This is a genomic window from Kitasatospora sp. A2-31 (assembly GCF_022288725.1).
Taxonomy (GTDB): Bacteria; Actinomycetota; Actinomycetes; order Streptomycetales; family Streptomycetaceae; genus Kitasatospora.
Window position 1 is genome coordinate 466,308 of the sequence record NZ_JAKNTA010000005.1, and the last position, 21,319, is coordinate 487,626.

Below are 21,319 nucleotides of genomic sequence, written 5' to 3' on the forward strand. Positions count from 1 at the left end.
CGGGTCCGGGATCGTGCGGCTCCGTGCGACTGTAAGGTGAGCCTCACCTTAATCGATCTCGGGAGTGCCGATGATCTCGGGTGCCACACCCATGCCCGGAGCCCCGTCCGCACTGGGTCCTCTCCGTGCTGACGATGCGGCGGGCGGCCCGCTCGCTCCCGGCCTGCAGGCCGGCCCGGACGGCGTGCTCATCCGCGGGGCGCAGCCGGCGCTCGCGTCCGGCGCCCCTGCACCCACCACGCTCGCCCGCACCGCCCACGCTCCTGGGGCGGGCGCGGTGTCGTCCCGTCATGCGGACGCCGCGCACGCCCGTCAAGAGGATGCGGCGCTCGCCGCGGACTACCGGCGGCTGGTGGAACTCTGCCCGGCCCTCGCGCTGACACTGCTCGCGGCCGACGACCCGGACCCCGCCCCCGCCCAGGGCTGGCACTCCGCGGCCCGACTGGCGGACGACCCGACCTCCCTGGCCGAGGCGCTGGCCGGTGAGTCCGCCCGGATCGCCCCGCTCGCCGCCGAGCACGGCACCTCGCCGCGCCCGCACGTCGCCGCCTCCCGGCTGCTGCACCACTACGTCTGGTCCGCCTGCCTCCTGATCGTCGGCCCCTGGCACCTCGCCCGGCGGGTGCCCGTCATCGACCCCCGCGACCTCTGGCTGCACGCCCCCACCGGCGACCTCGCGCTGCGCCCGCGTTCCCACCGCACCCTTCCGGGCGACGACGAACTCCGTGCCGAGCTGCGTGCCGCCGTCGTCGCGCACGTGGAGCCGCTGCTCACCGCCTTCGCCGGGCCCACCCGGCGCGGCACCCGCGCCCTCTGGGGCATGGTCACGGACGATCTGGCCTCCGCCGTCTGGTACCTCGGCCGGATGCTCGGCGAGGAGGCCGCCGCCGTCGCGGCCGCCGCTGCGGTGCTGCCCGGCGGCACCCGACCGCTCCCGGGCGCCGCCGACTTCCGGGTCCTGCGCGGCACCGACGGCCGCGAGCACCACACCCGGACCCGGCTCGGCTGCTGTCTCTACTACGCGATCCGTCCGGACTCCGCCTGCCTCACCTGCCCCCGTACGTCGGACGAGGAGCGCCTGCGGCGGTTCTGAGCGGCCGCCGGCACGCCGGCCACCCCCGGTGGGCGGGTAGGGTCACTGCATGATCGACTCCACTACGAAGGTCCGGGTCGCCCGCCCCTCCCGGGACCTCGCCGCCGCCGAGCGCTTCTACGTCGACGGCCTCGGTCTCTCGGTGCTCTGGCGCTCCACCGAGCGCGTGTCCGGCGAGCACGACCTGGTCATGGTCGGCCTCCCCGGCGGCGCCTGGCACTTCGAGCTGACCCGCGACCCGGAGCAGCCGCTGGAGCCCACCCCGACCGTCGACGACCTCTTCGTCCTCTACCTGGGCGCACCCGTGGACGAGGCCGCCGTCGCACGCCTGGAGGCTGCCGGGGGGAAGCGGGTGCCGGCGCACAATCCGTACTGGGACGAGTTCGGCGTCACCGTCGAAGACCCGGACGGGTACCGGCTGGTGCTCTGCACCCGCACCTGGGGTGCCTGACCCGGGGCCCGACGTCCGCCACCGACGCGCCCGTACGCCGGCCACGCTCCGGTGAGCGGCTACGGCCGGACCGCCGGCCGCCACTCCTCGCGGAGCATGCCGAAGAGCACCCGGTCGTACCGGACGCCGCCGACCAGGGCCGCCGCGCGGCGGCGGCCCTCCTCCCGGAAGCCGATCCGGGTGAACGCCCGGACGGCCCGCTCGTTGCCGCTCCAGGTGTCCAGCTCCAGCCGGTTGAGGCCGTAGGCGCCGAAGAGGTGGTCCACCAGCAGCCGCAGTGCCTCCGAGCCGTGGCCGCGGCCCCAGAACTCCTTCTCGCCGAGGGTGATCCCCAGCGTGGCGACGCCGACGAACGGGTCGAGGTCCCGGTAGTCGACCATCCCGATGACGCGACCGGTCGCCGCCTCCTCGACGGTGAGCACGGCGGCTTCCCGGGGGACCAGCCGCAGCATCGTCGAGAATCCGATCTCCACGCCCTCGGCCGTGACCGGCCCGAAGCACGGGTCCCCGGCGGCGGCGAACCGCACCACCTCCGGGTCGTTGCGCCAGCGGAGGTGGTGCTCCGCGTCCTCCGCGCGCAGTGCGCGCAGCTTCACCAGCGTTCCCTCGATCATGATCAGATCGTAGGCGCACGCGGTGGAGCGGTGCCCGGGAAGCCTGTTCTCCGACGCATCGTCAGCCGACGCTGATCCGGACCTCCTTGACGGCCAGCACCTTGCAGGACGACGCGGGCCCGGCCGTCCCGGAACCGCCCGTCCCGGAACCGGCCGGGGCCGTGGGGGCCGTGCCCGGCCCGCCGGCCCCGCGGCCGCAGCCGGTGCGGTCGACGAAGTGCCAGGTGAGCGTGGTGGATCCGGCGGTGGCGGCGGTCCAGGTCTGGCGGACGGTGTGGCCGCAGCCGGCCGAGTCGGCCGGGCAACTGCTCAGCGGGGTGTCCGGGCCCCGGCGGACGACCGCCGGATCGCCCTCGCCGGCGAGCTGCCAGCCGTGCGGCAGCGGCGCCGAGGTCAGGCTGACGCCCAGCGAGCCGCCGACCGCGAGGTGGACCTCGGAGGGCGGGAAGGCGGGCTGGCGGCCCCCTCCCACCGCGTCCGCGTCCTGGTCGGCGGGCAGTGCGAGGACGGCGTCCGGCTGCCGGTCCGGGCCACCGGCCGCGGAGGAGGAGCAGCCGGCCGCCGCGGCCGCCGCCACGAGGGCGGCGGCGGCCACGGCGAGACCCCGGTCGAGCGGGCGGCGCCGGCTGCCCGTCACGCGTTCCCCTCCCGGGCGTCGCGCCGCAGCGAGACCAGCGCGGCGACCTCCGCCAGCCAGCGCGCGAAAAGGTGCTCGCGCCCCAGGTCGGCGCCGGTCGCCGCGGCGGCCTCCAGCCAGCCGCGCACCAGCGTGCGGCCGGGCTCGCCGATGACCGGGTCGGGCAGGGCGAGGGCCGCCGCGAAGCCGCCGGCCCGGACGTGCCGGGCCAGGAAGCCCAGCGGGTACGGGCCGATGCCGGCGGCCTCGGCCCGGTGCGCGGCGGCGATGGCGGCCTCGGTGAACAGGGCCTGGCGCGGGCCGCCGGCGAGCAGCAGGCCGCGGGTGACGGCGGCGGGGACGTCGAGGTCCGCCAGTTCGGCGTCCGACCGGACGGTGGTCATTTCGGCAGCTCCAGGGCGGTCGACTTGTCGAGGGGGTGGTCGCCGGGGGTCAGCCCGCCGAGCTGGCTGTTGACGAACTGCTCCTCCGTCACCCAGGAGGTGAAGCCCCAGGGGTTGTAGATCTGCAGCCTGTCGCCGTCCCGTCCGATGATCATCATCTGGTGGCCGGAGTCGCTGTTGCGCACGGTGATCGGGACGGGCAGGCCCTCGTCCACGGACTTCTCGATCCGGGCCAGCGCCGCCCGCCGGTCGTCGTCGTTCTCCAGCTCGACGTGCTCGTAGTCGGCGCCGGTGGCCTTGCCGAGGTCCTTGTCGGCCAGGTAGGTCTGGGCCTTGGGGCCGAGGCCGCTGTCCTCCTTGGGATAGGTCTTCCGGCCGTCGACCTTCTGGCCGTCGATGTACTCGCCGATGTAGGTCTTCTGCAGCCGCTGTTCGAAGTTCTCCGGCGAGTCCGCGCCGGGCACGTCGGGCGTGCCGCCGGTGGTCAGCTGGTACATCAGCAGCGGGTCCAGCTTCGCCTGGGCGATCACGGTGGACGCGGCCACGCAGTCGCTGACGTTGCGCTGCGAGTAGACCGAGTACCCGTCGATGTTGACGTTCCGGCCCTGGTAGGTGACGTCGATGTTGTCGGAGGACTCGCGGTCGGTGTCACCGGTGCTGGTCGCCGGCACCAGATGCTGGGCCAGCCAGGCCGGGTCGTCGCCGTGCGGGTGGATGCCCTCGTCGAACTTCTGGATGTCCGCCACCGAGTGGCCGGCCGCCAGCGCCTTCCACAGGTACGCCGCCTCCTCGGGCGACTTGGCGTTGGAGAGCAGCGCACGGAACGCCGCCTGGTCGCCGCCCGGCATCACGCCGAGGGTCTGGGTGGCGCGGTCCAGCTGGTTGGGCGTGAGGATGTAGCCGTCGTCCTCGCCGGCGCCCGGGTTCTTCTCGGTGGCCAGCACCACGGCCGCGAGCGGGTCGATCGACCCCTGGCCGGCCCGTTCGGCGCGGGCCTTGGACGCCAGCTGGTTGAGCTTGCTCGCCGTGCTCGTCCCGCAGCTCTCGGCGCGGCGGGCGCCCGACAGCTGGGCGGCGACGCCGTTCAGGGCCTCCTCCCGGGCGCCCTGGTCGAAGCCGCCCGGGTCCTTGCGCGCCTTCTCCCGGGCGGACTGCAACTGCTGGCGGCCCTGGGCGTCGACGGACTTCGCCCACTGCAGGTCGTTCGCCCAGGCCTCCAGGACCTTCGCGGCCTCGGCGAGGGTCTCCTTGGAGGTGACCGTCTCCGCCGACATCGCGTGCACCGCCTGGGTGGCGTGCTCGGCCACCGAACCGGTCCAGACCGCGGGCAGCTGGTTGCCGGCTATGCCGGCGAGGTCCTGCGCGGCCTTGCCGAAGGAGGCGGCCGCCTTGGCGTAGTCCTGGGCACGGGCGCGGATCGCCCCCGGATCGCCGACCGGCTCCGGGACGGCCAGGGCCTTGTCGATCCCCTCCAGCAACTGGAGGTTGGCGAACATGAGCGAGAACTTCTCGATGCTGTGCTGGGCGCTCTCCAGGTCCTTGACCTTGCTCATCGGCCGCCGCCCGCCGGCGCCAGCGAGGCGGCCAGGGCCTTCTCGGTGTTGCGGTAGTTCGCCGTGGTGGTCGACATCTTCTGCGCCAGCTCGTCCAGGGCGCGCTGGGTGACGTCGATCTCCTTCGACCAGTTCTGGTCGAAGGACGACCAGGCGTGGTCCATCCCGAACTCGCCGAAGGCCGTCGACGCGTAGCAGAGCCCGCCCGCGTAGGCGGTCTTGGCCTCCGCGATGTCGGTCGCCGTCTTGCTCAGCGCCTCGCTGACCCCGTGCAGCCCGGCCACGTTGACGCTGTATCCGCCGGCTCCGCCGTCACCCGTGCCCCCGGCACCCTGGGCTGGTCCGCCACTCATGTCTCCCCGTTCCCCCGTCTCCGGCGCACGTCGCGCGACCGGTGTCGCCCGGCTCCGGTACGTCAGTCCGTATGGCTCGATGCCCGCGCGACGTGGTGCGGCGCGGGCATCGGGGGATGAGCCTAACGTGTGGCGCGGACCGTGCCGCCAGGCCCTCCGCGACGGTGCGGGCTGCTCGATTCCTTCACGTTGAGGGCGCGTCGGCTCCGCGTTCTGCCGGGAATCCGCGCCGGGTGTTGGGGCGGTCTTGGGCTTCGGAGTGGAACCGGCGCCGGGCGGACGGCGTCCCCGGCCCGGGAAGGGCCGCGGGTGGGCCGCGGGTGGGCCTCGACTGTAACGGGCGGATCGGGTGGACGGCGCGTCGCTCAGAACCGGTGGACGGTGCAGGGAGAGTGCTCGAACGGCATCCTGGCACCCTTGACCGGGCGCAGTTCGGCCTTCCACCGGTTGTCGATCACCCCCCGCCGCAGGGCGAACAGCTGGTTCGCCCGCTCCGCCAACCGGGCCCGGTACTGCGCGACGACGTCCGCCGCGTTGACGGCCAACTCCCCGACGATCTCCTCCAGGAGGCAGGTCGCGCAGCCCGGCCCGGGCCGGAGCCGGCAGCGCGGGATGCCGGCACTCTCCAGCCCCCAGAAGGTGAGGTACCCGTCCGGGCTCACGCCGACCAGGAACGCCTCGGGTCCGGTCTCCGCGCGGCAGGCGTCCAGCAGGCGTCGCCGCAGCACGACGGGATCGGTCGGGACGATCGGCTTCGCGACGATCCACAGCAGCAGGCGGCCGAGGTGGTACGCCGCCGCGAGGCCGAGCGTCGCCCAGCAGGCGGGCACCAGCCAGCCGGGGCCGGAGGAGTAGCCGACCGCCAGGCCGAGCGCGGACCACCCGTACGCCGACACGGCGTCGCCCGGCGTCGTCCCGGGGCGGAGCCAGAGCCGCAGCACCGACCATGCCGCGAGGACCGGGATCGCCACCGTGCCCGCGGTCGCCAGCGCGTCCATGTCCCGCCCCCTCTCGCTGGTCCCTACTACCTTCTTCCACAAGGCAGTTGGTGGTGAACCAGGAGCGTGCTGCGGATGCCGTCGGCCCCCTCGGGGCACCAGGGGCGAGCGCTCGGCCGGCCGGGCTCCTCCTGGGCGGATCCGGTCGAGGACCGGGCCCGCGCCGGTGGAGCCGATGCCGAGCATCCGCCACGGCGGGGCGTGCTACGCCTCGGTGCCCGTCACTCCTCGGTGCCCGTCACTCCTCGGCGCCCGTCATGCCTCGGTGCCCGTCACTCCTCGGCGCCCGTCACTCCTCGGCGCCCGTCATGCCTCGGTGCCCGTCACTCCTCGGTGCCCGTCACTCCTCGGCGCCCGTCATGCCTCGGTGCCCGTCACTCCTCGGCGCCCGTCATGCCTCGGTGCCCGTCACGCCTCGCGGCCGGTGCCGCTCCCCGCGTCGGCCTCGTCGCGCTGCTCGAGGCGTTGCCGCAGCAGTTCCTCGTACTCGGCGTGTACCCGGCGGTCCATGGCCAGCGCGAACTGGGCGTCGGTGACGGTCCGGGCCAGCGGGCGCACCCGCAGCACCTGTTCGGTCAGCCGGGCGGCCTCGCCGGGCGGAAGCGGGGTGTCGGCCGCGAGGGCGCCCAGGAGGTGTTCCCGGGCGAGGGCGGTGAAGACCTCGGCGATCGCGTCCACGTGCTCGCGCGTCCGCCGGCTGGCCTCCAGCACCGCCGAGAGCGGCACACCCTCGGCGACGAGGTCCGTGGTCGCGTCCAGCAGCCGGCGGCTGACGTGGGTGATCCCGTCCTCGTCGACGGTGATGAAGCCCTGGGCGATGGACTCGGCGGTGTTCTCCTCGGTGAGCTGGTCCCCGAAGGTGGCCTTCAGCTCGTCCCAGTCCAGCCGGACCGCGGTCTCGTCGGACCAGGGGGCGACGATCGCCGCCTCCAGCCCGATCAGCTCGGCGACGTCCCGGCCGCTCTCGCCGGCGCCGATCAGCTCCGCGATCCCGCCCAGGGTGTGGCCGCGCTCCAGGAGTTCGGCGATCACCCGGAGCCGGGCGAGGTGGGCCTCGCCGTACCAGGCGATCCGGCCCTCCTTGCGCGGGGGCTGGAGCAGCTTGCGCTCGCGGTAGAAGCGCAGCGTGCGGGTGGTGATGCCGGCCGCCTCGGCCAGCTCCTCCACCCGGTACTCGCGCTGCTTGTCGTCCGCCGCCGCTCTGACCTTGTCCACGGCGCTCAGCATAGGACCGCCGATCGTGGAAGTGCGGCGGCCGGGCTTCTTCCATCGACTGTCAGCAAGGGCTAACCTGCCCATCGTGCCAGTGATTGCTGGCATGGTTCTCGCGGCACGCCACGGCACCATGGAGGCGGCGCGTCGCGGCAGTGCGCACCTCAGGCCCCCACCCTCAGGAGGACGCCGCATGGCATCCAGCACCAAGCGCCCGCGCCCCGGCTCGTCCGGCCAGGACTCCGGCGCTGCCGACGCCACGCCGGAGGCGGCCGCGACCGCCGCACCGGACGCCGCCTCCGGACCGGAGGCGAGCGCCGCGCCGGAGGCGGCCGCCGCCGCGACCGTCCCGGCAGCCCGGCCGGCCGGGCCCGCAGCGGCGGTCCCGGCGCCCGTCCGGCACGTCCGGGTCGCGGTGATCGGCTCCGGATTCGGCGGGATCGGCGCCGGCGTCCGGCTCCGCCGCGCCGGGATCACCGACTTCGTCATCCTGGAGCGCGCCGACTCGGTCGGCGGCACCTGGCGCGACAACAGCTACCCCGGCTGCGCCTGCGACGTGCCCTCCCACCTCTACTCCTTCTCCTTCGCCCCCAATCCGGACTGGCCGCGCAGCTTCTCCGGCCAGCCGGACATCCGGGCCTACCTGGAGAAGGTCACCGACGTCTTCGGCATCCGCCCGCACCTGCGCTTCAACGCCGAAGTCACCGAGGCTCGCTGGGAGGCGGACCAGGCCTGCTGGCGGATCACCACCACGGCCGGCGAGTGGACCGCCGACGCCGTCGTCTCCGCCGCCGGGCCGCTGGCCGATCCGCAGATCCCCGACCTGCCGGGCCTGGACGCCTTCCCCGGAAAGGTGTTCCACTCCTCCCGCTGGGACCACGACTACGAGCTCGCCGGCAAGCGGGTCGCGATGGTCGGCACCGGCGCGTCCGCCGCCCAGATCGTCCCGTCCATCCAGCCGCTGGTGGGCCGGCTGACGGTCTTCCAGCGCACGCCCGCCTGGGTGCTGCCGCGCCGTGACCGCGCGATCAGCGAGATCGAGAAGTGGCTGCACGGCCGCCTTCCCGTGACCGCCAAGATCCGCCGAGGCACCCTCTTCGCCCTTCGCGAGCTCCAGGTGGACGCCTTCGTCCGCCGGCCCGGCCTGCTCAAGGTCGTCCAGCAGCTCGCCGAACGCCACCTCGCCCAGGCTGTCGCCGACCCCGCGCTGCGCGCCAGGCTCACCCCGGACTACCGGATCGGCTGCAAGCGCATCCTGCTCAGCAACACCTACTACCCGGCGCTCGCCGCCGCCAACACCGAGGTGGTCGCCTCCGGCCTGCGCGAGGTGCGCGGCTCGACCCTCGTCGCGGCGGACGGCAGCGAGCACGAGGTGGACGCGATCGTCTTCGGCACCGGCTTCCACGTCACCGACATGCCCATCGGTGAGCGGGTGTTCGGCGTCGACGGCACGAGCCTGGCGGAGGAGTGGAAGGACGGCATGGAGGCGCTGCGCGGCTCCACCGTGCGTGGCTTCCCGAACCTCTTCTTCGTGATCGGCCCCAACACCGGCCTCGGGAACAGCTCGATGATCCTGATGATCGAGTCCCAGCTGAACTACATGATCGACGCGTTGACCACCCTGGGCTCGATCGGCGCCACCGCGATGCAGCCGACCGAGCGGGCCCAGCGGCACTGGAACCTCGAACTCCAGCACCGGATGGACCGCACCGTCTGGACCACCGGCGGCTGCCGCAGCTGGTACCTGGACCCCAACGGCAGGAACACCGTGCTCTGGCCCGGCTCCACGACGGCGTTCCGCCGGGCCACCCGGAAGGTCGACCTCGCCGAGTACGAGCTGATCATGCGCGCCGCCCCCGCGGCGCCGGGCTCGGCCGCCGCGGCCGAGGGGGCCCTGGTATGAGGCCCGCGATCCCCGCCGACTACGAACCGCTCAGCCCCGTCGAGCAGGTGGACGTCCGCTCGGCCGACGGCATCCGGCTCCACGTGGAGGTGCACGGGCAACCCGGCGCCCCGACCGTCGTCCTCGCCCACGGCTGGACCTGCTCCACCGTCTTCTGGGCGCCGGTGATCCGCCGACTCGCCGACCGCTACCGGGTGGTGGCGTACGACCAGCGCGGGCACGGCCGCAGCGATATCCCGCCCAGCCCGGTCCGCTACTCCACCCGCGCGCTGGCCGAGGACCTCTCCGCCGTGCTCACACGGACCGTAGCGGCCGGCGAGCGCGCCCTCCTCGTCGGGCACAGCATGGGCGGCATGACCATCATGGCCGCCGGCGGCCGCCCCGAGGTCGCCGAGCGGACCGCCGCCGCCGTGCTCGTCTCGACCGGCTCGTCCGACCTGATCGCCGAACTCCGCGTACTGCCGGGCGTGGTGCGCTCCCCTGCGCTGCGACGGTTCCTCCACCGCCGGGTCCTGCGCTCCCGGCTGCCGCTCGGTCCGGTCGGGCCGGCCAGCCGGTCCGTGCTCAGGTACGCCACCATGGGCGCGAGTTCGCCCGAGGGCCCGGTCGAGGCGGCAGCACGCATCGTGCACGCCTGCCCCACCGGGGTCCGGGCCGCGTGGGCCGGCGTGCTGGGGGAGCTCGACGTCCGGCCGGGGCTGGCCCGGCTCACCGCGCCGACCGCCGTCGTGGTCGGCACCGACGACCGGCTCACCCCGCCGGTGCACGCCCACCGGATGGTGGCGGCGCTGGCCGACCCGCAGGGGCTGCTCCTGCTCCCCGGGGTCGGGCACATGGCCCCGATGGAACGGCCCGCCGAGGTGGCCGCCGAGATCCACCGGATGGCTGCCGCCCACCTCCGCGCGGCCGGGCCCGCCGCCCTCGGGCCCGCTGCCGCCGAGACCGCCGTCCCGACCGGGTCCGCCCCGACCGTGCCGTCCGTCCCGACCGGGTCCGTCCCGACCGTGCCCGGCCCCGCCCCGTCAGCCGCCCCCGAAAGGTCCGTGCCCGCATGAACGCCATTCCGCCCCTGTCCGCACAGGTCGTCGTCGTCACGGGTGCCGCGCGCGGTGTCGGTGCCGAGCTCGCCCGCAAGCTCACCCTGCGCGGCGCGAAGGTGGCGCTGGTCGGTCTGGAGCCGGCCGAGCTCAAGGCCGTCGCCGCGCTCTGCGGCCCGTCCGCCACCGCCTGGGAGGCCGACGTCACCGACGTCGACGCCCTCACCGAGACCGCCCGGCTGATCAAGGAGCACTACGGCCGGATCGACGCCGTGGTGGCCAACGCGGGCATCGCCATCGGCGGCCCGCTGCTCGACAGCGACCACCGGGCGTTCAGCCGGGTGATCGAGGTGAACCTGCTCGGCAGCGTCGCCACCGCCCGGGCCTTCCTTCCGGCCCTCACCGAGAGCCGCGGCTACCTGCTGCAGATCGCCTCGCTCGCCGCGCTCACGCCGGCGCCGCTGATGAGCGCCTACTGTGCCAGCAAGGCGGGCGTGGAGGCCTTCGCTCACTCCGTCCGCGCCGAGGTCGCCTACCAGGGTGTGAAGGTCGGCGTCGCGTACCTGAGTTGGACCGACACCGACATGGTGCGCGGTGCCGACCAGGACACCGTCCTGAAGCAGATGCGCTCCCGGCTGCCCTGGCCCGCCAACAAGACCTACCCGCTCGGCCCCGCCGTGGACCGCCTGGTGGAGGGCATCGCCCGCCGTTCGGCCCACGTCTACGCCCAGGCCTGGCTGCGCGGCATGCAGCCTGTGCGTGCGCTGCTGCCGCTGGTGATCGCGGCCGTCGGATCCCGCGACGTCGCCAAGCTCGCACCGCAGTTGGCCGCCACCGCCGCCACCCGCCTGCGCCCGGTGGGCGCCGGGGGAGCGGCCGACACGGCCGCGCGCTCGACCGAGCACTGATCCGGGCGGCGGTTCCGCCGGGTGGATCCACCCGGCGGAACCGGCCGGTCATCCTGCCCTGTTGCCCTGTTGCCCTGTTGCCCTGTTGCCCTGTCGCCGGCCGGCGGTCGTCAGGGCTGTGCGGAGGAGAGCCGCTTCAGCGCCTCGTAGCCGGCCTGGACGAACCGGCCGTCCAGGGCGGGACCGCAGTTGGCCAGGGCGGCGACGGCCGTGGCGGTCTGCGGGCAGAAGCCGACGAAGGCGGTGAAGCCGCGGGTGCCGCCGGAGTGGAAGAGGAGGTCACGGCCGCCGATCCGGCGGTGGTTCCAGATCAGACAGATCCGGTCCGCCGAGTGCGGCAGGCGTAGCCGGGGCCGCTGGACGTCGCGCAGGGCCGCCCCCAGCTCCCCGTCACCCGGGGCGAGATGGGCGCGGAGGTAGCGCAGCAGGTCCATACCGCCGGCACGGACGGCCCCGGCGCCCGGCAGGCCCGGGATGTGCCAGGGTGGCAGCGGGCGCTCGTGGCGGTGTCCGACCACGCGGTCGGGCGCGTCCGGGCGGCAGGTCGTGGTGCGCAGGCCCAGCGGTCGGCAGATGCGGTCGGCGAGGAGCGCCGGATAGTCGGTGGACGCGGCCTCGGCGAGCAGCCGGCCGAGAAGACCGGCGCCGTAGTTGGAGTAGGCGAACCGACTACCGGGCCGGTGGTGCAACGTCGTTCGGGCCAGAGCGGCCTGCAACTGCTCGTCCCGGAAGGTCGCGTAGGGGTTGCTGAACCAGGCCGGCAGGGCGCTCTTCAGCAGGCCCGGCGGCAGGCGGGGAAGCCCGGACGTGTGGGTGGCCAGGTGCAGGAGCCGGATGGGCCCGCCCTGCCGGACGGCCGGTGCCCGCCAGTTCCGGGGCAGGTACGGCTCCACCGGGTCGGCCGGGGCGAGTTCGCCGCGCGCGGTCATCGAGGCCAGCAGCAGAGCGGTGAACGTCTTGGAGACGGAGCCGAGTTCGAAGACGCTGTCCGGCGTGCAGGGCGCACCCCCGTGCGACAGCCGGCCGCGGGAGTGGACGGCCTGCCGCTCGCCCCAGGCGACGGCCAGGGTGACGGCGGTGGCGAACGGGGCGGCCGCCGCGACCAGCCGCTCCGCATCCTGCTCTCCCAACCCGCCGTAGCCCAACCCGCCGTAGCCCAACCCGCCGTAGCCGGAGCCGCCTCCGTCTGGTCCGCCTGACCTGCCCGACCCGGCTACGCCCAGGCGGAGTTCGAGCGAAACGACCGGCTCGCCGGCTGCGCCGGTGGCCCGGGGCTTCCCGGTCGGGCCGTCCACCTAGGCCGCCACGGCGGTGGCGCCGGACGCGCCGCCCAGCGCGCGGGCCAGGGTGATCGCGGCGGCGACCACGGTGACCACGGCGGTGTGTCCGTGGTCCGTCAGCAGCTGTTCCGGCTCGCCGGCGACCGGGTCGGCGTCCCGCGGCACCATGCCGTCGGGCCGCTGTGCGGCGGCCAGCGCCCGCCAGCCGGGGACGCCGGCCTCGGTCTCGCCGATGCACGCGGCGACGATGAGCAGTTCGCCGACCAGGTCCCACTGGCCGATCTCCTGCCAGACGTCCAGCCAGACCGGCAACCAGTCGCGCAGGTAGTCGCGCATCGGGGCGGGCAGGCCGTCCGGCCGGGCGCCCCAGTCGGTGAGGTGGAACACGGTGTGGGTGACGTCGTAGGCGGTCAGCCAGTCGATCATCCAGGGCTCGGGCGTGGCCCCCAGCCAGGTGGCGGCGGCGAGGGCCGACCAGTCCGCCTGCTGCTCCAGGCCCACCACCCGGCGGGCGTTGGCGACGGCCAGCCGCCGGTTGGGCAACATCTCCATGGCCCGCACCGCGCGGAGCCGGGCCAGTGAGTCCAGCAGTTCCTCCAGGGCCCGGTGGCGGTAGTCGGCCCGGGCGAAGTGGACGTAGACCTCCAGCGGGTCGGTCATCAGCGGGTAGCGCAACTGCCGCTCGTAGAGCAGGTCGCCGCCCCGCAGCTGCTCCCAGGCGAGGTCGAGCGTCTCGCGGGCGATCCGGCTGTCCTCGGCGCCCACGACGCCCTCGCGCAGCAGCAGGCCGGTCGCCAACGCGGCCTCCCCGAGAGGCTTGTAGACGTTGTCGGGGTCGGCCAGGTCGATGGTCGCGTCCTCGGGGAAGCGGCCGAGCCCGCTGCGGTAGCAGGAGTGCAGCCAGCGCAGCGCACCCGAGGAGACCTCTTGGGCGCTGCGCAGGACGGTCGTGTCGGTGGTGCCGGTCATACCGCCGCTCCGTTCGGCCGCAGTGCCAACAGGCCCTCGGCGATGGCGACTTCAAGTGCGATCCGGGCACTGCCGTCGCCGGCGGCGCGGACCCGGTCCAGGACGGGGGCGACCTCCAGGTGCTCCGGGGCGCCGTTCGCCACGGTCCAGGCCAGCCACCGGGCGATCCGGGCGGCGGTGCGGAGGTCGCGCCGCATCATCGAGCGGGCGGCTCCCCGGGCGAGGGCGAGGGCGTGGCGGCGGGCGAGGTCGTGGATCGGCCCGCCGAGGTCGGGCAGGGCCAGGGGCGAGAGCCGGGCCATCGCCACCGACCAGCGGGGCCAGCCGAGCAGGGCCGGTTCGGGCACGGGGGCCGGAGGCGGACCCGGTCGGGCCGCGGGCCGCGGGGCGGAGACGGGCTGACCGTCGGGGTGACCGCCCGAATGACCACCGAGGGCGAGCAGGTCGAGGGTGGCGCGGTCCCGCCAGGACGCCGCCGCCGCGCCGTCGGACGGATCGTCGGTCGTGCCGGGGGCTGGTGCGGGGAACGCCTCCAGGGCCAGCGCGACGGCGAGCGCGGTCGGCCGGTCGGGGAGGAGCCCGTGCAGCAGCCGCGGCGCGAACACGTCCGGCCCGAGCACCCGGACGGCAGCCAACTCGGCCCGGGACAACGGGCTTTCCAGGAGCGGCACGTCCGGAGAGGGGCTGTTCGGCGGGCCGTCCGGCGTACCGTCGCCGGGCCGGCCGGGCGAGGCCGGGCCCGCGGCGCCCCGGAGGGCGTCGAGGACCCGGCCCGCCACTCGCTCGACGGCCGCGGCGTACTCGTCACGGAGGGAAGTGTCGGCGAACGGCATGGGAACGAGGTTCTCCTGTCGTGGAGAGCCGGTGAGCCCGGCCGGTTACCGGGTCTTCTCCTTGGGCTGCTTCGGTGACAGCAGAAGGAGGGCGATCAGCACGCCCGAGGCTTCGGGCCGGTACGTGGGCGCGTCACTGACGGTCGCCTCGTCCTCCAGCATCAGCGTGCCGAGCACGTCGACCTCGGCCGGCGTGGCGAGCGGAGCCCGCGTGGTTCGGGTGGTCTGAGCAAGCATCGGCTGCCTCCTCATCGGGATTTCACCGCCTGGCCCGGCGGTGCCCCCTCGTCCGACGATACGGGTGCGAACTGTCCGGCGCAACGGGCGTACTCTGCGTGACCGATGGCACCGGGCGGACCTCGCTCCCGGATGCGCTCGGTGGCGAACGGCCCGTCCGTGCAGGGTCGGAGTGGCCCTCGACGCTCCGGTGCCGCGGGGCGGTACCCCTGGCCGCCGGCGAGTCGGTACGGTCGGGTGCATGACCACTGCCTTGATCACCGGCGCCACCGCCGGCATCGGAGCCGCGTTCGCCCGTCGGCTCGCCCGGAGCGGCTACCAGCTCGTCCTGGTGGCCCGGGACACCGGACGGCTGGAGAGCTCCGCCGCGGACCTGCACGACACGTACGGCATCGATGCCGAGGTGCTCACCGCCGATCTCGCCACCGAGGAGGGCATCGCGGCCGTGGAGGCGCGGCTGTCGGACACCGCCCGCCCGGTGGACCTGCTGGTGAACAACGCCGGCTTCGGCAACAAGGGCGCCTTCCTCACCGTCCCGCTCCAGGACGAGCTGGACATGCTGAAGGTCCACGTGGAGGCGATCCTCCGGCTGACCACGGCCGCTCTGCCGGGGATGCGCGAGCGGCGGCGCGGCGCGATCGTCAACGTCGCCTCGGTGGCGGCCTTCCTGCCGCGCGGGACGTACGGCGCGAGCAAGGCGTGGGTGGTGAGCTTCACCCAGGGCGTGATGCGCGATCTGGGCGGTACCGGCGTGCGGCTGATGGCGCTCTGCCCGGGCTTCACCCGGACCGAGTTCCACCAGCGGGCGGGCATGGGCACCGGCAACATCCCGTCCTGGGGTTGGCTGTCGGCCGAGCGGGTGGTCGAGGAGGCCATGCGGGACCTCGCCCGCGGCCGCTCGTTGTCCGTGCCGGGCAAGCGGTACAAGATCGCGGTGGCGGTCGCCCGCCTGCTGCCCTCCGGCAAGCTCGGCGGACTCTCCTCCAAGGCGGCGCGCACCTACCGGACCGACTGAGTCGGGAGGCGCTCGCGGCGGGCGGCGAGTCCCCGGGCCCCGGGGTCGCGCCGGCCTGCCGCCGGCCGCGAGCGCGACGGTGCGGCGGCCCCGGAGGGGAGCCGCCCGTGCGGCAGGCTCTGGCTGGCGACCCGGCGCCGGGAATAGAGCGAGCCTCACTATTAGCTTCGCTAACTATGAGCTATGCTCGCCATGCCGGTGTCCGCTGCACCGCCATGCCCGCCGCGCACCCGCGCGGTGCCATGCCCTCCGCGCGGGTGCGCGCTGCCGCGCCCGCCGCGCGCCGCCCGCGCGTCCGACCCTGGGAGGTCTGCCCTTGAGGCCCGACGGCATCCGATGGACCCCACCCGCCCGAGCCGCGGACGAGCCCCGCCCGCCGGCCCAGTGGCGCCGCATCCTCGCGCTGTTCCGCCCGTACACGGGCCGGCTCACCGCGGTCGGACTGCTGGTGGCGGCCTCCGCCGTGGTGTCGGTGATATCGCCGTTCCTGCTCAGGGCCGTCCTGGACACGGCCATCCCGCAGGGCCGCACCGGCCTGCTCAGCCTGCTCGCGCTCGGCATGATCGCCGCCGCCGTGGTGAACAGCATCTTCAACGTGCTGCAGACGCTGATCTCCACCACCGTCGGCCAGCGCGTCATGCACGACCTGCGCACCGCCGTCTACAGCCACCTCCAGCGGATGTCGCTGGCCTTCTTCACCCGCACCCGCACCGGCGAGGTGCAGTCCCGGATCGCCAACGACATCGGCGGCATGCAGTCCACCGTGACGTCGACGGCGACCTCGCTGGTCTCCAACTTCACCTCCGTCATCGCCTCCGTCGTGGCCATGGTCGCGCTGGACTGGCGGCTCACCGTCGTCTCGCTGCTGCTCCTGCCCGTGTTCGTCTGGATCAGCCGGCGGGTCGGCAACGAGCGGAAGAAGATCACCACCGAGCGGCAGAAGCAGCTCGCCGCGATGAGCTCGGCGGTGCAGGAGTCCCTCTCGGTCAGCGGCATCCTGCTCGGCCGCACCATGGGCCGCTCGGACTCACTGGCCGCGGAGTTCACCGGCCAGTCCGACCAGCTGGCCGAGCTGGAGGTGCGCGCCAGCATGGCGGGGCGGTGGCGGATGAACACCATCCAGATCGTGATGGCCGCGATGCCCGCGGTGATCTACTGGGCGGCCGGCCTGGCCGCGGCCGGCGGCTCGCCGATCGTCTCGGTCGGCACCCTGGTCGCCTTCGTCTCGCTCCAGCAGGGCCTGTTCCGCCCCACCGTCAGCCTGCTCTCCACGGGTGTGCAGGTGCAGACGTCGCTGGCCCTGTTCCACCGCATCTTCGAGTATCTGGACCTGCCGGTCGAGATCGCGGAGCCGGAGCGACCGGTCGAGCTGGAGCGGATCACCGGCGAGGTCCGCTTCGAGGGCGTCGACTTCCGCTACGACCCGGACCAGGAGCGGCCGACCCTCTCCGGGGTCGAGCTCGAGGTTCCGGCCGGGAGCTCGCTCGCCGTCGTCGGCGAGACCGGCTCGGGCAAGACCACGCTCAGCTACCTGGTGCCCCGCCTCTACGACGTCACCGGGGGCCGGGTCACCATCGACGGCGTCGACGTCCGCGAGCTCTCCTTCGACTCGCTGTCCCGGGCGGTCGGCGTGGTCTCCCAGGAGACCTACCTCTTCCACGCCTCGGTCGCCGACAACCTGCGCTTCGCCAAGCCGGACGCCACCGACGCCGAACTGGTCGCCGCGGCCGAGGCCGCGCAGATCCACGACACCATCGCCGGGCTGCCGGACGGCTACGACACCCTGGTCGGCGAGCGGGGCTACCGCTTCTCGGGAGGGGAGAAGCAGCGGCTCGCGCTCGCCCGGACCATCCTGCGCAACCCGCCGGTGCTGATCCTGGACGAGGCCACCAGCGCCCTCGACAACCGGACCGAACGCGCCGTCCAGCAGGCCATCGACACGCTGGCGGCGGGGCGGACCACCATCACCATCGCCCACCGGCTCTCGACCGTCCGGTCCGCCGACCAGATCGTCGTCCTGGATCGCGGCGAGGTGGTCGAGCGGGGCACCCACGACCGGCTGGTCGAGGCCGACGGCCGGTACGCGGCGCTGCTGCGGCGCGAGGTGCCGGCCGCCCAGCTCGGCCGGGTCTGAGCGGCCGCGGGCCCGGGCCGCGGACGGGCTCGGCCCGGGCGGCGGGGCTTCAGGCGGCGGGGCTCAGGCGGCCGGCGGGCCGGGGCCGGTCCGAGGGCCCCGCCCGCGGACGGGCTCAGGCCGCCTTGGGGATCTCGTTGTAGCTCTCCACGACCTCCTGGCCGGACAGCTGCTGGATCGCCCGCATCACCTCGTCGGTGACCTGCCGGCGGGCCTTGAGCGAGCGGGCCTGGCCGTGCAGCTCGTCGAAGTGCAGCGGCTCGCCGAAACGGACCGTCACCTTCCTGATCCGGGGGACGCGCTTGCCGATCGGCAGGATCTGCTCCGGGCCCTCCAGTGCCACCGGTACCACCGGGACGCCCGCGGTCAGGGCCAGCCAGGCCACACCGGTCTTGCCCCGGTAGAGGCGGCCGTCGAGCGAGCGGGTGCCCTCGGGGTAGATGCCGAAGGCCTTGCCGTCCTCCAGGATCGCCAGCGCCGACTCCAGCGAGGCCTGGGCCGAGCGGTAGGTGCCGCGCTCGACCGGCACCGCGCCGATCGCCTCGAAGAAGCCCTTGGAGAGCGCGCCCTTCATGCCGGCGCCGGTGAAGTACTCGGCCTTGGCCAGGAAGTGCACCCGGCGCGGCGCGGTCAGCGGGATCACCACGCTGTCGATGAAGGAGAGGTGGTTGCTGGCCAGGATGACGCCGCCCTTGCGCGGCACGTTCTCCAGGCCCTCGATGTTCGGCCGCCAGATCCCCCGCGCGAGCGGTTTCAGCACCAGCTTGGTGACGAGATCGAGCATGGTCCCTCCCAGGACGTGCACGCCCGAGGGGAGCCCGGGCCTGAACGGTCGACGATCGGCGGTCGTCCCCGGCCGGGCCGGGAATCAGACCCGCAGACTACGACACCCACCCCCGAACCCGTCCACTCCCGGCAGCCGTGGCGCTCACCACGGCCGGGTAGGGTACGGCCGTCGTAGAGAAACGCACTCCAGCAGGTCTTCTCGATCAGCAGGTCGTTCCGATCGGCGGATCTTCGTGATCGGAGCACCGCCCGAAGGGCGGACCAGCCGATCGGTCGACCGGCGGACAGGCGTTTCAGCAGTTTCAGAAGCTCACCAGCTTCCAGTTCCCTCAGGAGGGGTCCCATGGCAGACGTCGACAACATCCGCGCGGCCTTCGACAAGTTCGACGTGAACGGCGACGGCCGGATCACCGCCGCCGAGTACGCCCAGGTCGCGCGCGAGCTCGGCGACCTGACCACGACGATCTCGGTGGCCGAGGCCATCATCAAGCAGATGGACACCAACCACGACGGTGAGCTCACCTTCGACGAGTTCCTGGCCGCCCGCCAGGGCTGAGGCCGGCCCGGCCGGGCCCCGGGGCGACCCGGGGCCCGCCGCTCGGCTCCGGGCCCGCCGTCAGCCGCGGGCCCGCCGCCCGGCCCCGGGCCCGCCGTTCAGTCCTTGACGGGGAACACCCGGCGGACCACCCGCTCGGCGGCCCCGCCGTCGTCCCACGGGCAGAACCGCTCCCGGAACTTCGCCCGCGCCCCCGGCTCCGGGTCGCCCGCCAGCAGCGCCGCCGCCAGCCCGTCCGCGTCCACCGTCACCGCACCCGGCGGCTCGGCGAACAGGTCGAAGTAGACGCCGCGGTTCCGCTTGTACTCCTCCCAGTCCGGCGCGAACACCACGATCGGCCGGTCCAGCACGGCGAAGTCGAACATCATCGACGAGTAGTCCGTGACCAGCACGTCCGCCGCCAGGTAGAGGTCCTCCACGGTCGGGTGCGCGGAGACGTCCAGGATCTCGGCCGCGCCCTCGCCCGCCGCCAGGTCACCCGGGCCGCCGGTGTGGAAGTAGTGGGTGCGCACCAGCAGCGTGAAACCGGGGCCCAGCCTCCGCGCCAGCTCGCGCACGTCCAGCAGGGGCACGTAGCCGCCCTGGCCCTCGCGGTGCGTGGGCGCGTACAGCACGGCGGTGCGCCCGGGAGCCAGCCCGAACCGCTCGCGCATCGCGGCCACCTCGGCCGGCCCGGCGTTCGCCAGCCGGTCGTTGCGCGGGTAGCCGGTGTCCAGCATCTCGTACCGGCCCGGGAAGGCGCGGGCGAAGTGCTCGCTGGTGTGGGGATTGGACGAGACCAGGAAGTCCCAGCGGTCGACGGCCTCCTGCAGCAGGTCGAAGTCCATCCCGTCGGCCGCCACCGGGTGGTCCTTCAGGTCCATGCCCATCGCCTTCAGCGGTGTGCCGTGCTGGGTCTGGACGTGCACCGTGCCGGGCCGCTTGACCATGGTCCGGGGGAAGTTGACGTTGTTCACGAAGTACTTGGCGGTCGCCATCGCCTTCAGGTAGGCGGGGGTGTTGACGATCACGTACGGCACGCCGGCGGGCAGCGCGGCCGCCCGGGCGCGGTTCTCCACCACCCAGACGCCACGGACGTCCGGCGCCAGCTCCTTCGCCTTCTCGTAGATCGCCGCCGGGCTGCAGGCGTACCCGCGGTGCCAGTACGCCGCGTAGACCGCCAGGTGCTCGTCCAGCGGCAGCCGGCGGAAGGCGTTGTACGCGGTGAACCGGGCGCTGCTGCGGACCCCCTTCTTCACCGCGGGTGCCACGGCCCGCGCCCCGCGCTTGAGTTCGCGCGGCAGCCGCCCGGTGCGCCGCAGCTCCGCGTACGCGAGCCGGGCGCCGCGCGCGGCCAGCCGGTACTGCACGCCGCGCACCCCGCCGGGGAACCGGTAGCCGGCCGGGCGGTGGCGGGCGAAGTGCTCGGAGATCCGGCGGAAGAAGTCCTTGCGCCGGTCCGCCGGGACCAGCCCGGGGGTGTCGTAGACGTTGAGCGCCTGCCGGACGGTGCGGTCGAAGACCAGGGTGCGCAGCGACTCCGGCACGGGGCGGCCGGGCCGGTCCGGGCGGTCCAGGAAGGCGAAGATCGCGTCGTACTGGGCGAACGCGTCCGCGTGCCTGGGGGAGGCGGTGGAGGTGATCGCGCCGGCCCGGCCGCGCCGGTAGAAGTAGCAGGGCCGGTCGAGGTAGCGCAGCCGCTCGGCGGCCAGCAGCGCCGGGTAGGTGACCGAGATGTCCTCGTAGAAGCCGCGCCCGAAGGAGACGCCGAGACCGAGCAGGAACTCGCGGCGGAACACCTTGTTCCACACCGACATCACGGTCTGGAACAGCGCCGGGTGCTCGGCCAGGGTGGCGCCCTCGACCAGCGGGGAGCCGACCAGCACGTGGCGCCAGGGGTTGGGCTCGGTCCCGCCGTCCGGGTAGGCGTGGACGAAGTCGGTGAGCAGGACGTCGGTCGGCCGGTCGCGCTTCGACTCCCGGTCGAGCTCGTCGACGAGCGCGGAGACGGTGCCGTCCGGCAGCCAGTCGTCGCTGTCGACGAACCAGACGTACTCGCCGCGCACCTCGGGCAGCGCGGCCGTCCGGGCACCCCCGAGGCCCTGGTTCTCGGTGAGGTGCAGCACGCGCAGCCGGCGGTCGCGGGCGGCGTACTCGTCCAGGATCTCGCCGCAGCGGTCCGGGGAGCGGTCGTCCACCGCGATCACCTCGAAGCGGGACTCCCCGGCGGGAGTGGCTTCCAGGATCGAGTCGAGGCAGCGGGGCAGGTAGCGCTCCACTCCGTGGACCGGGAGCACGATGCTGAGGAGGACTGGCACGCTGGCCGAGTCTAGCGAGCGCGGTCGGCGGCGGATCCGTGCGGGGCGCCCCGTGGCGCGCGGGGGGAGG

The 21,319-nt window shown here is 74.2% G+C and carries 21 protein-coding genes; 8 read left to right on the plus strand and 13 right to left on the minus strand.

The window, feature by feature from the left end; genetic code table 11:
* Positions 1 to 91 precede the first annotated feature (91 nt).
* Both MCM47_RS16905 and MCM47_RS16910 read left to right on the plus strand, forming a co-directional pair.
* The gene (locus MCM47_RS16905) at positions 92 to 1,093 is read left to right on the plus strand and encodes a (2Fe-2S)-binding protein (protein WP_308222342.1); all 1,002 of its coding nucleotides are present in this window, start codon (positions 92 to 94) and stop codon (positions 1,091 to 1,093) included.
* A 49-nt stretch (positions 1,094 to 1,142) separates the two neighbouring features.
* Positions 1,143 to 1,544, plus strand: a complete 402-nt coding sequence (locus MCM47_RS16910) for a VOC family protein (protein WP_238862439.1) — start codon at positions 1,143 to 1,145, stop codon at positions 1,542 to 1,544.
* Positions 1,545 to 1,603: 59 nt separating this feature from the next.
* Here the strand turns inward: MCM47_RS16910 and MCM47_RS16915 are convergent, their stop codons facing one another.
* The 7 genes from MCM47_RS16915 to MCM47_RS16945 all read right to left on the minus strand — a co-directional run bounded on the left by MCM47_RS16915 (position 1,604) and on the right by MCM47_RS16945 (position 7,297).
* Entirely contained in the window at positions 1,604 to 2,158 is a 555-nt protein-coding gene (locus tag MCM47_RS16915; RefSeq protein ID WP_238862440.1) for a GNAT family N-acetyltransferase, read from the minus strand.
* Between the two features lie 61 nt (positions 2,159 to 2,219).
* Complete coding sequence (locus MCM47_RS16920; RefSeq protein ID WP_238862441.1) at positions 2,220 to 2,795, minus strand: hypothetical protein; 576 nt, start codon at positions 2,793 to 2,795, stop codon at positions 2,220 to 2,222.
* Positions 2,792 to 3,178: a hypothetical protein gene (locus tag MCM47_RS16925; protein WP_238862442.1), complete on the minus strand. Its 387-nt coding sequence runs from the start codon at positions 3,176 to 3,178 to the stop codon at positions 2,792 to 2,794. The genes MCM47_RS16920 and MCM47_RS16925 overlap by 4 nt, the downstream gene beginning before the upstream one ends.
* Positions 3,175 to 4,731, minus strand: a complete 1,557-nt coding sequence (locus tag MCM47_RS16930) for a hypothetical protein (protein WP_238862443.1) — start codon at positions 4,729 to 4,731, stop codon at positions 3,175 to 3,177. The genes MCM47_RS16925 and MCM47_RS16930 overlap by 4 nt, the downstream gene beginning before the upstream one ends.
* A complete protein-coding gene (locus MCM47_RS16935) occupies positions 4,728 to 5,084 on the minus strand; it encodes a type VII secretion target (protein ID WP_238862444.1) in 357 nt (118 codons plus the stop codon). Before MCM47_RS16935 ends, MCM47_RS16930 begins: the two co-directional genes overlap by 4 nt.
* 365 nt (positions 5,085 to 5,449) lie before the next feature.
* Entirely contained in the window at positions 5,450 to 6,082 is a 633-nt protein-coding gene (locus MCM47_RS16940) for a hypothetical protein (protein WP_238862445.1), read from the minus strand.
* Positions 6,083 to 6,490: 408 nt separating this feature from the next.
* The gene (locus MCM47_RS16945) at positions 6,491 to 7,297 is read right to left on the minus strand and encodes a MerR family transcriptional regulator (RefSeq protein WP_238862446.1); all 807 of its coding nucleotides are present in this window, start codon (positions 7,295 to 7,297) and stop codon (positions 6,491 to 6,493) included.
* A 190-nt stretch (positions 7,298 to 7,487) separates the two neighbouring features.
* On the opposite strand from MCM47_RS16945, the gene MCM47_RS16950 reads away from it, so the two are divergent.
* From MCM47_RS16950 to MCM47_RS16960, 3 genes are read left to right on the plus strand one after another with little or no spacing between them, the layout of a single operon-like run.
* Positions 7,488 to 9,197, plus strand: a complete 1,710-nt coding sequence (locus tag MCM47_RS16950) for an NAD(P)/FAD-dependent oxidoreductase (RefSeq protein WP_238862447.1) — start codon at positions 7,488 to 7,490, stop codon at positions 9,195 to 9,197.
* A complete protein-coding gene (locus tag MCM47_RS16955) occupies positions 9,194 to 10,252 on the plus strand; it encodes an alpha/beta fold hydrolase (protein ID WP_238862448.1) in 1,059 nt (352 codons plus the stop codon). The genes MCM47_RS16950 and MCM47_RS16955 overlap by 4 nt, the downstream gene beginning before the upstream one ends.
* A complete protein-coding gene (locus MCM47_RS16960; RefSeq protein ID WP_238862449.1) occupies positions 10,249 to 11,142 on the plus strand; it encodes an SDR family oxidoreductase in 894 nt (297 codons plus the stop codon). The genes MCM47_RS16955 and MCM47_RS16960 overlap by 4 nt, the downstream gene beginning before the upstream one ends.
* A 110-nt stretch (positions 11,143 to 11,252) precedes the next feature.
* Here MCM47_RS16960 and MCM47_RS16965 read toward each other — a convergent pair whose 3' ends face one another.
* The 4 genes from MCM47_RS16965 to MCM47_RS16980 form a co-directional block, all read right to left on the minus strand.
* Positions 11,253 to 12,272, minus strand: coding sequence for a serine hydrolase (locus tag MCM47_RS16965; RefSeq protein WP_238862450.1), 1,020 nt, complete (start codon positions 12,270 to 12,272; stop codon positions 11,253 to 11,255).
* A 165-nt stretch (positions 12,273 to 12,437) separates the two neighbouring features.
* Positions 12,438 to 13,391 carry a hypothetical protein gene (locus MCM47_RS16970; protein WP_238862451.1) on the minus strand — a complete coding sequence of 318 codons (954 nt, stop codon included), beginning with the start codon at positions 13,389 to 13,391 and terminating at the stop codon, positions 12,438 to 12,440.
* Entirely contained in the window at positions 13,388 to 14,224 is an 837-nt protein-coding gene (locus tag MCM47_RS16975; protein ID WP_238862452.1) for a hypothetical protein, read from the minus strand. The genes MCM47_RS16970 and MCM47_RS16975 overlap by 4 nt, the downstream gene beginning before the upstream one ends.
* A 45-nt stretch (positions 14,225 to 14,269) precedes the next feature.
* The gene (locus MCM47_RS16980) at positions 14,270 to 14,461 is read right to left on the minus strand and encodes a hypothetical protein (protein ID WP_238862453.1); all 192 of its coding nucleotides are present in this window, start codon (positions 14,459 to 14,461) and stop codon (positions 14,270 to 14,272) included.
* A 241-nt stretch (positions 14,462 to 14,702) separates the two neighbouring features.
* On the opposite strand from MCM47_RS16980, the gene MCM47_RS16985 reads away from it, so the two are divergent.
* The gene (locus MCM47_RS16985) at positions 14,703 to 15,476 is read left to right on the plus strand and encodes an SDR family oxidoreductase (protein ID WP_238862454.1); all 774 of its coding nucleotides are present in this window, start codon (positions 14,703 to 14,705) and stop codon (positions 15,474 to 15,476) included.
* Between the two features lie 316 nt (positions 15,477 to 15,792).
* Positions 15,793 to 17,610: an ABC transporter ATP-binding protein gene (locus tag MCM47_RS16990; protein WP_238862455.1), complete on the plus strand. Its 1,818-nt coding sequence runs from the start codon at positions 15,793 to 15,795 to the stop codon at positions 17,608 to 17,610.
* Positions 17,611 to 17,725: 115 nt separating this feature from the next.
* Here MCM47_RS16990 and MCM47_RS16995 read toward each other — a convergent pair whose 3' ends face one another.
* Positions 17,726 to 18,394, minus strand: a complete 669-nt coding sequence (locus tag MCM47_RS16995; RefSeq protein WP_238862456.1) for a 1-acyl-sn-glycerol-3-phosphate acyltransferase — start codon at positions 18,392 to 18,394, stop codon at positions 17,726 to 17,728.
* 345 nt (positions 18,395 to 18,739) lie between these two features.
* Here MCM47_RS16995 and MCM47_RS17000 point away from each other — a divergent pair, with 345 nt between their 5' ends.
* Positions 18,740 to 18,952, plus strand: coding sequence for an EF-hand domain-containing protein (locus MCM47_RS17000; RefSeq protein ID WP_238862457.1), 213 nt, complete (start codon positions 18,740 to 18,742; stop codon positions 18,950 to 18,952).
* Between the two features lie 98 nt (positions 18,953 to 19,050).
* On the opposite strand, the gene MCM47_RS17005 is transcribed toward MCM47_RS17000, so the two are convergent.
* Positions 19,051 to 21,249, minus strand: a complete 2,199-nt coding sequence (locus MCM47_RS17005) for a bifunctional glycosyltransferase family 2 protein/CDP-glycerol:glycerophosphate glycerophosphotransferase (protein ID WP_238862458.1) — start codon at positions 21,247 to 21,249, stop codon at positions 19,051 to 19,053.
* Positions 21,250 to 21,319: the final 70 nt, after the last annotated feature.

Excerpts from the sequence above, each read along its gene's own strand:
- MCM47_RS16905 (WP_308222342.1), top strand. The coding sequence starts at position 92 with ATGCCCGGAGCCCCGTCCGCACTGGGTCCTCTCCGTGCTGACGATGCG.
- MCM47_RS16910 (WP_238862439.1), top strand. The coding sequence starts at position 1,143 with ATGATCGACTCCACTACGAAGGTCCGGGTCGCCCGCCCCTCCCGGGAC.
- MCM47_RS16915 (WP_238862440.1), bottom strand. The coding sequence starts at position 2,158 with ATGATCGAGGGAACGCTGGTGAAGCTGCGCGCACTGCGCGCGGAGGAC.
- MCM47_RS16925 (WP_238862442.1), bottom strand. The coding sequence starts at position 3,178 with ATGACCACCGTCCGGTCGGACGCCGAACTGGCGGACCTCGACGTCCCC.
- MCM47_RS16930 (WP_238862443.1), bottom strand. The coding sequence starts at position 4,731 with ATGAGCAAGGTCAAGGACCTGGAGAGCGCCCAGCACAGCATCGAGAAG.
- MCM47_RS16935 (WP_238862444.1), bottom strand. The coding sequence starts at position 5,084 with ATGAGTGGCGGACCAGCCCAGGGTGCCGGGGGCACGGGTGACGGCGGA.
- MCM47_RS16940 (WP_238862445.1), bottom strand. The coding sequence starts at position 6,082 with ATGGACGCGCTGGCGACCGCGGGCACGGTGGCGATCCCGGTCCTCGCG.
- MCM47_RS16950 (WP_238862447.1), top strand. The coding sequence starts at position 7,488 with ATGGCATCCAGCACCAAGCGCCCGCGCCCCGGCTCGTCCGGCCAGGAC.
- MCM47_RS16955 (WP_238862448.1), top strand. The coding sequence starts at position 9,194 with ATGAGGCCCGCGATCCCCGCCGACTACGAACCGCTCAGCCCCGTCGAG.
- MCM47_RS16960 (WP_238862449.1), top strand. The coding sequence starts at position 10,249 with ATGAACGCCATTCCGCCCCTGTCCGCACAGGTCGTCGTCGTCACGGGT.
- MCM47_RS16970 (WP_238862451.1), bottom strand. The coding sequence starts at position 13,391 with ATGACCGGCACCACCGACACGACCGTCCTGCGCAGCGCCCAAGAGGTC.
- MCM47_RS16975 (WP_238862452.1), bottom strand. The coding sequence starts at position 14,224 with ATGCCGTTCGCCGACACTTCCCTCCGTGACGAGTACGCCGCGGCCGTC.
- MCM47_RS16980 (WP_238862453.1), bottom strand. The coding sequence starts at position 14,461 with ATGCTTGCTCAGACCACCCGAACCACGCGGGCTCCGCTCGCCACGCCG.
- MCM47_RS16985 (WP_238862454.1), top strand. The coding sequence starts at position 14,703 with ATGACCACTGCCTTGATCACCGGCGCCACCGCCGGCATCGGAGCCGCG.
- MCM47_RS16995 (WP_238862456.1), bottom strand. The coding sequence starts at position 18,394 with ATGCTCGATCTCGTCACCAAGCTGGTGCTGAAACCGCTCGCGCGGGGG.
- MCM47_RS17000 (WP_238862457.1), top strand. The coding sequence starts at position 18,740 with ATGGCAGACGTCGACAACATCCGCGCGGCCTTCGACAAGTTCGACGTG.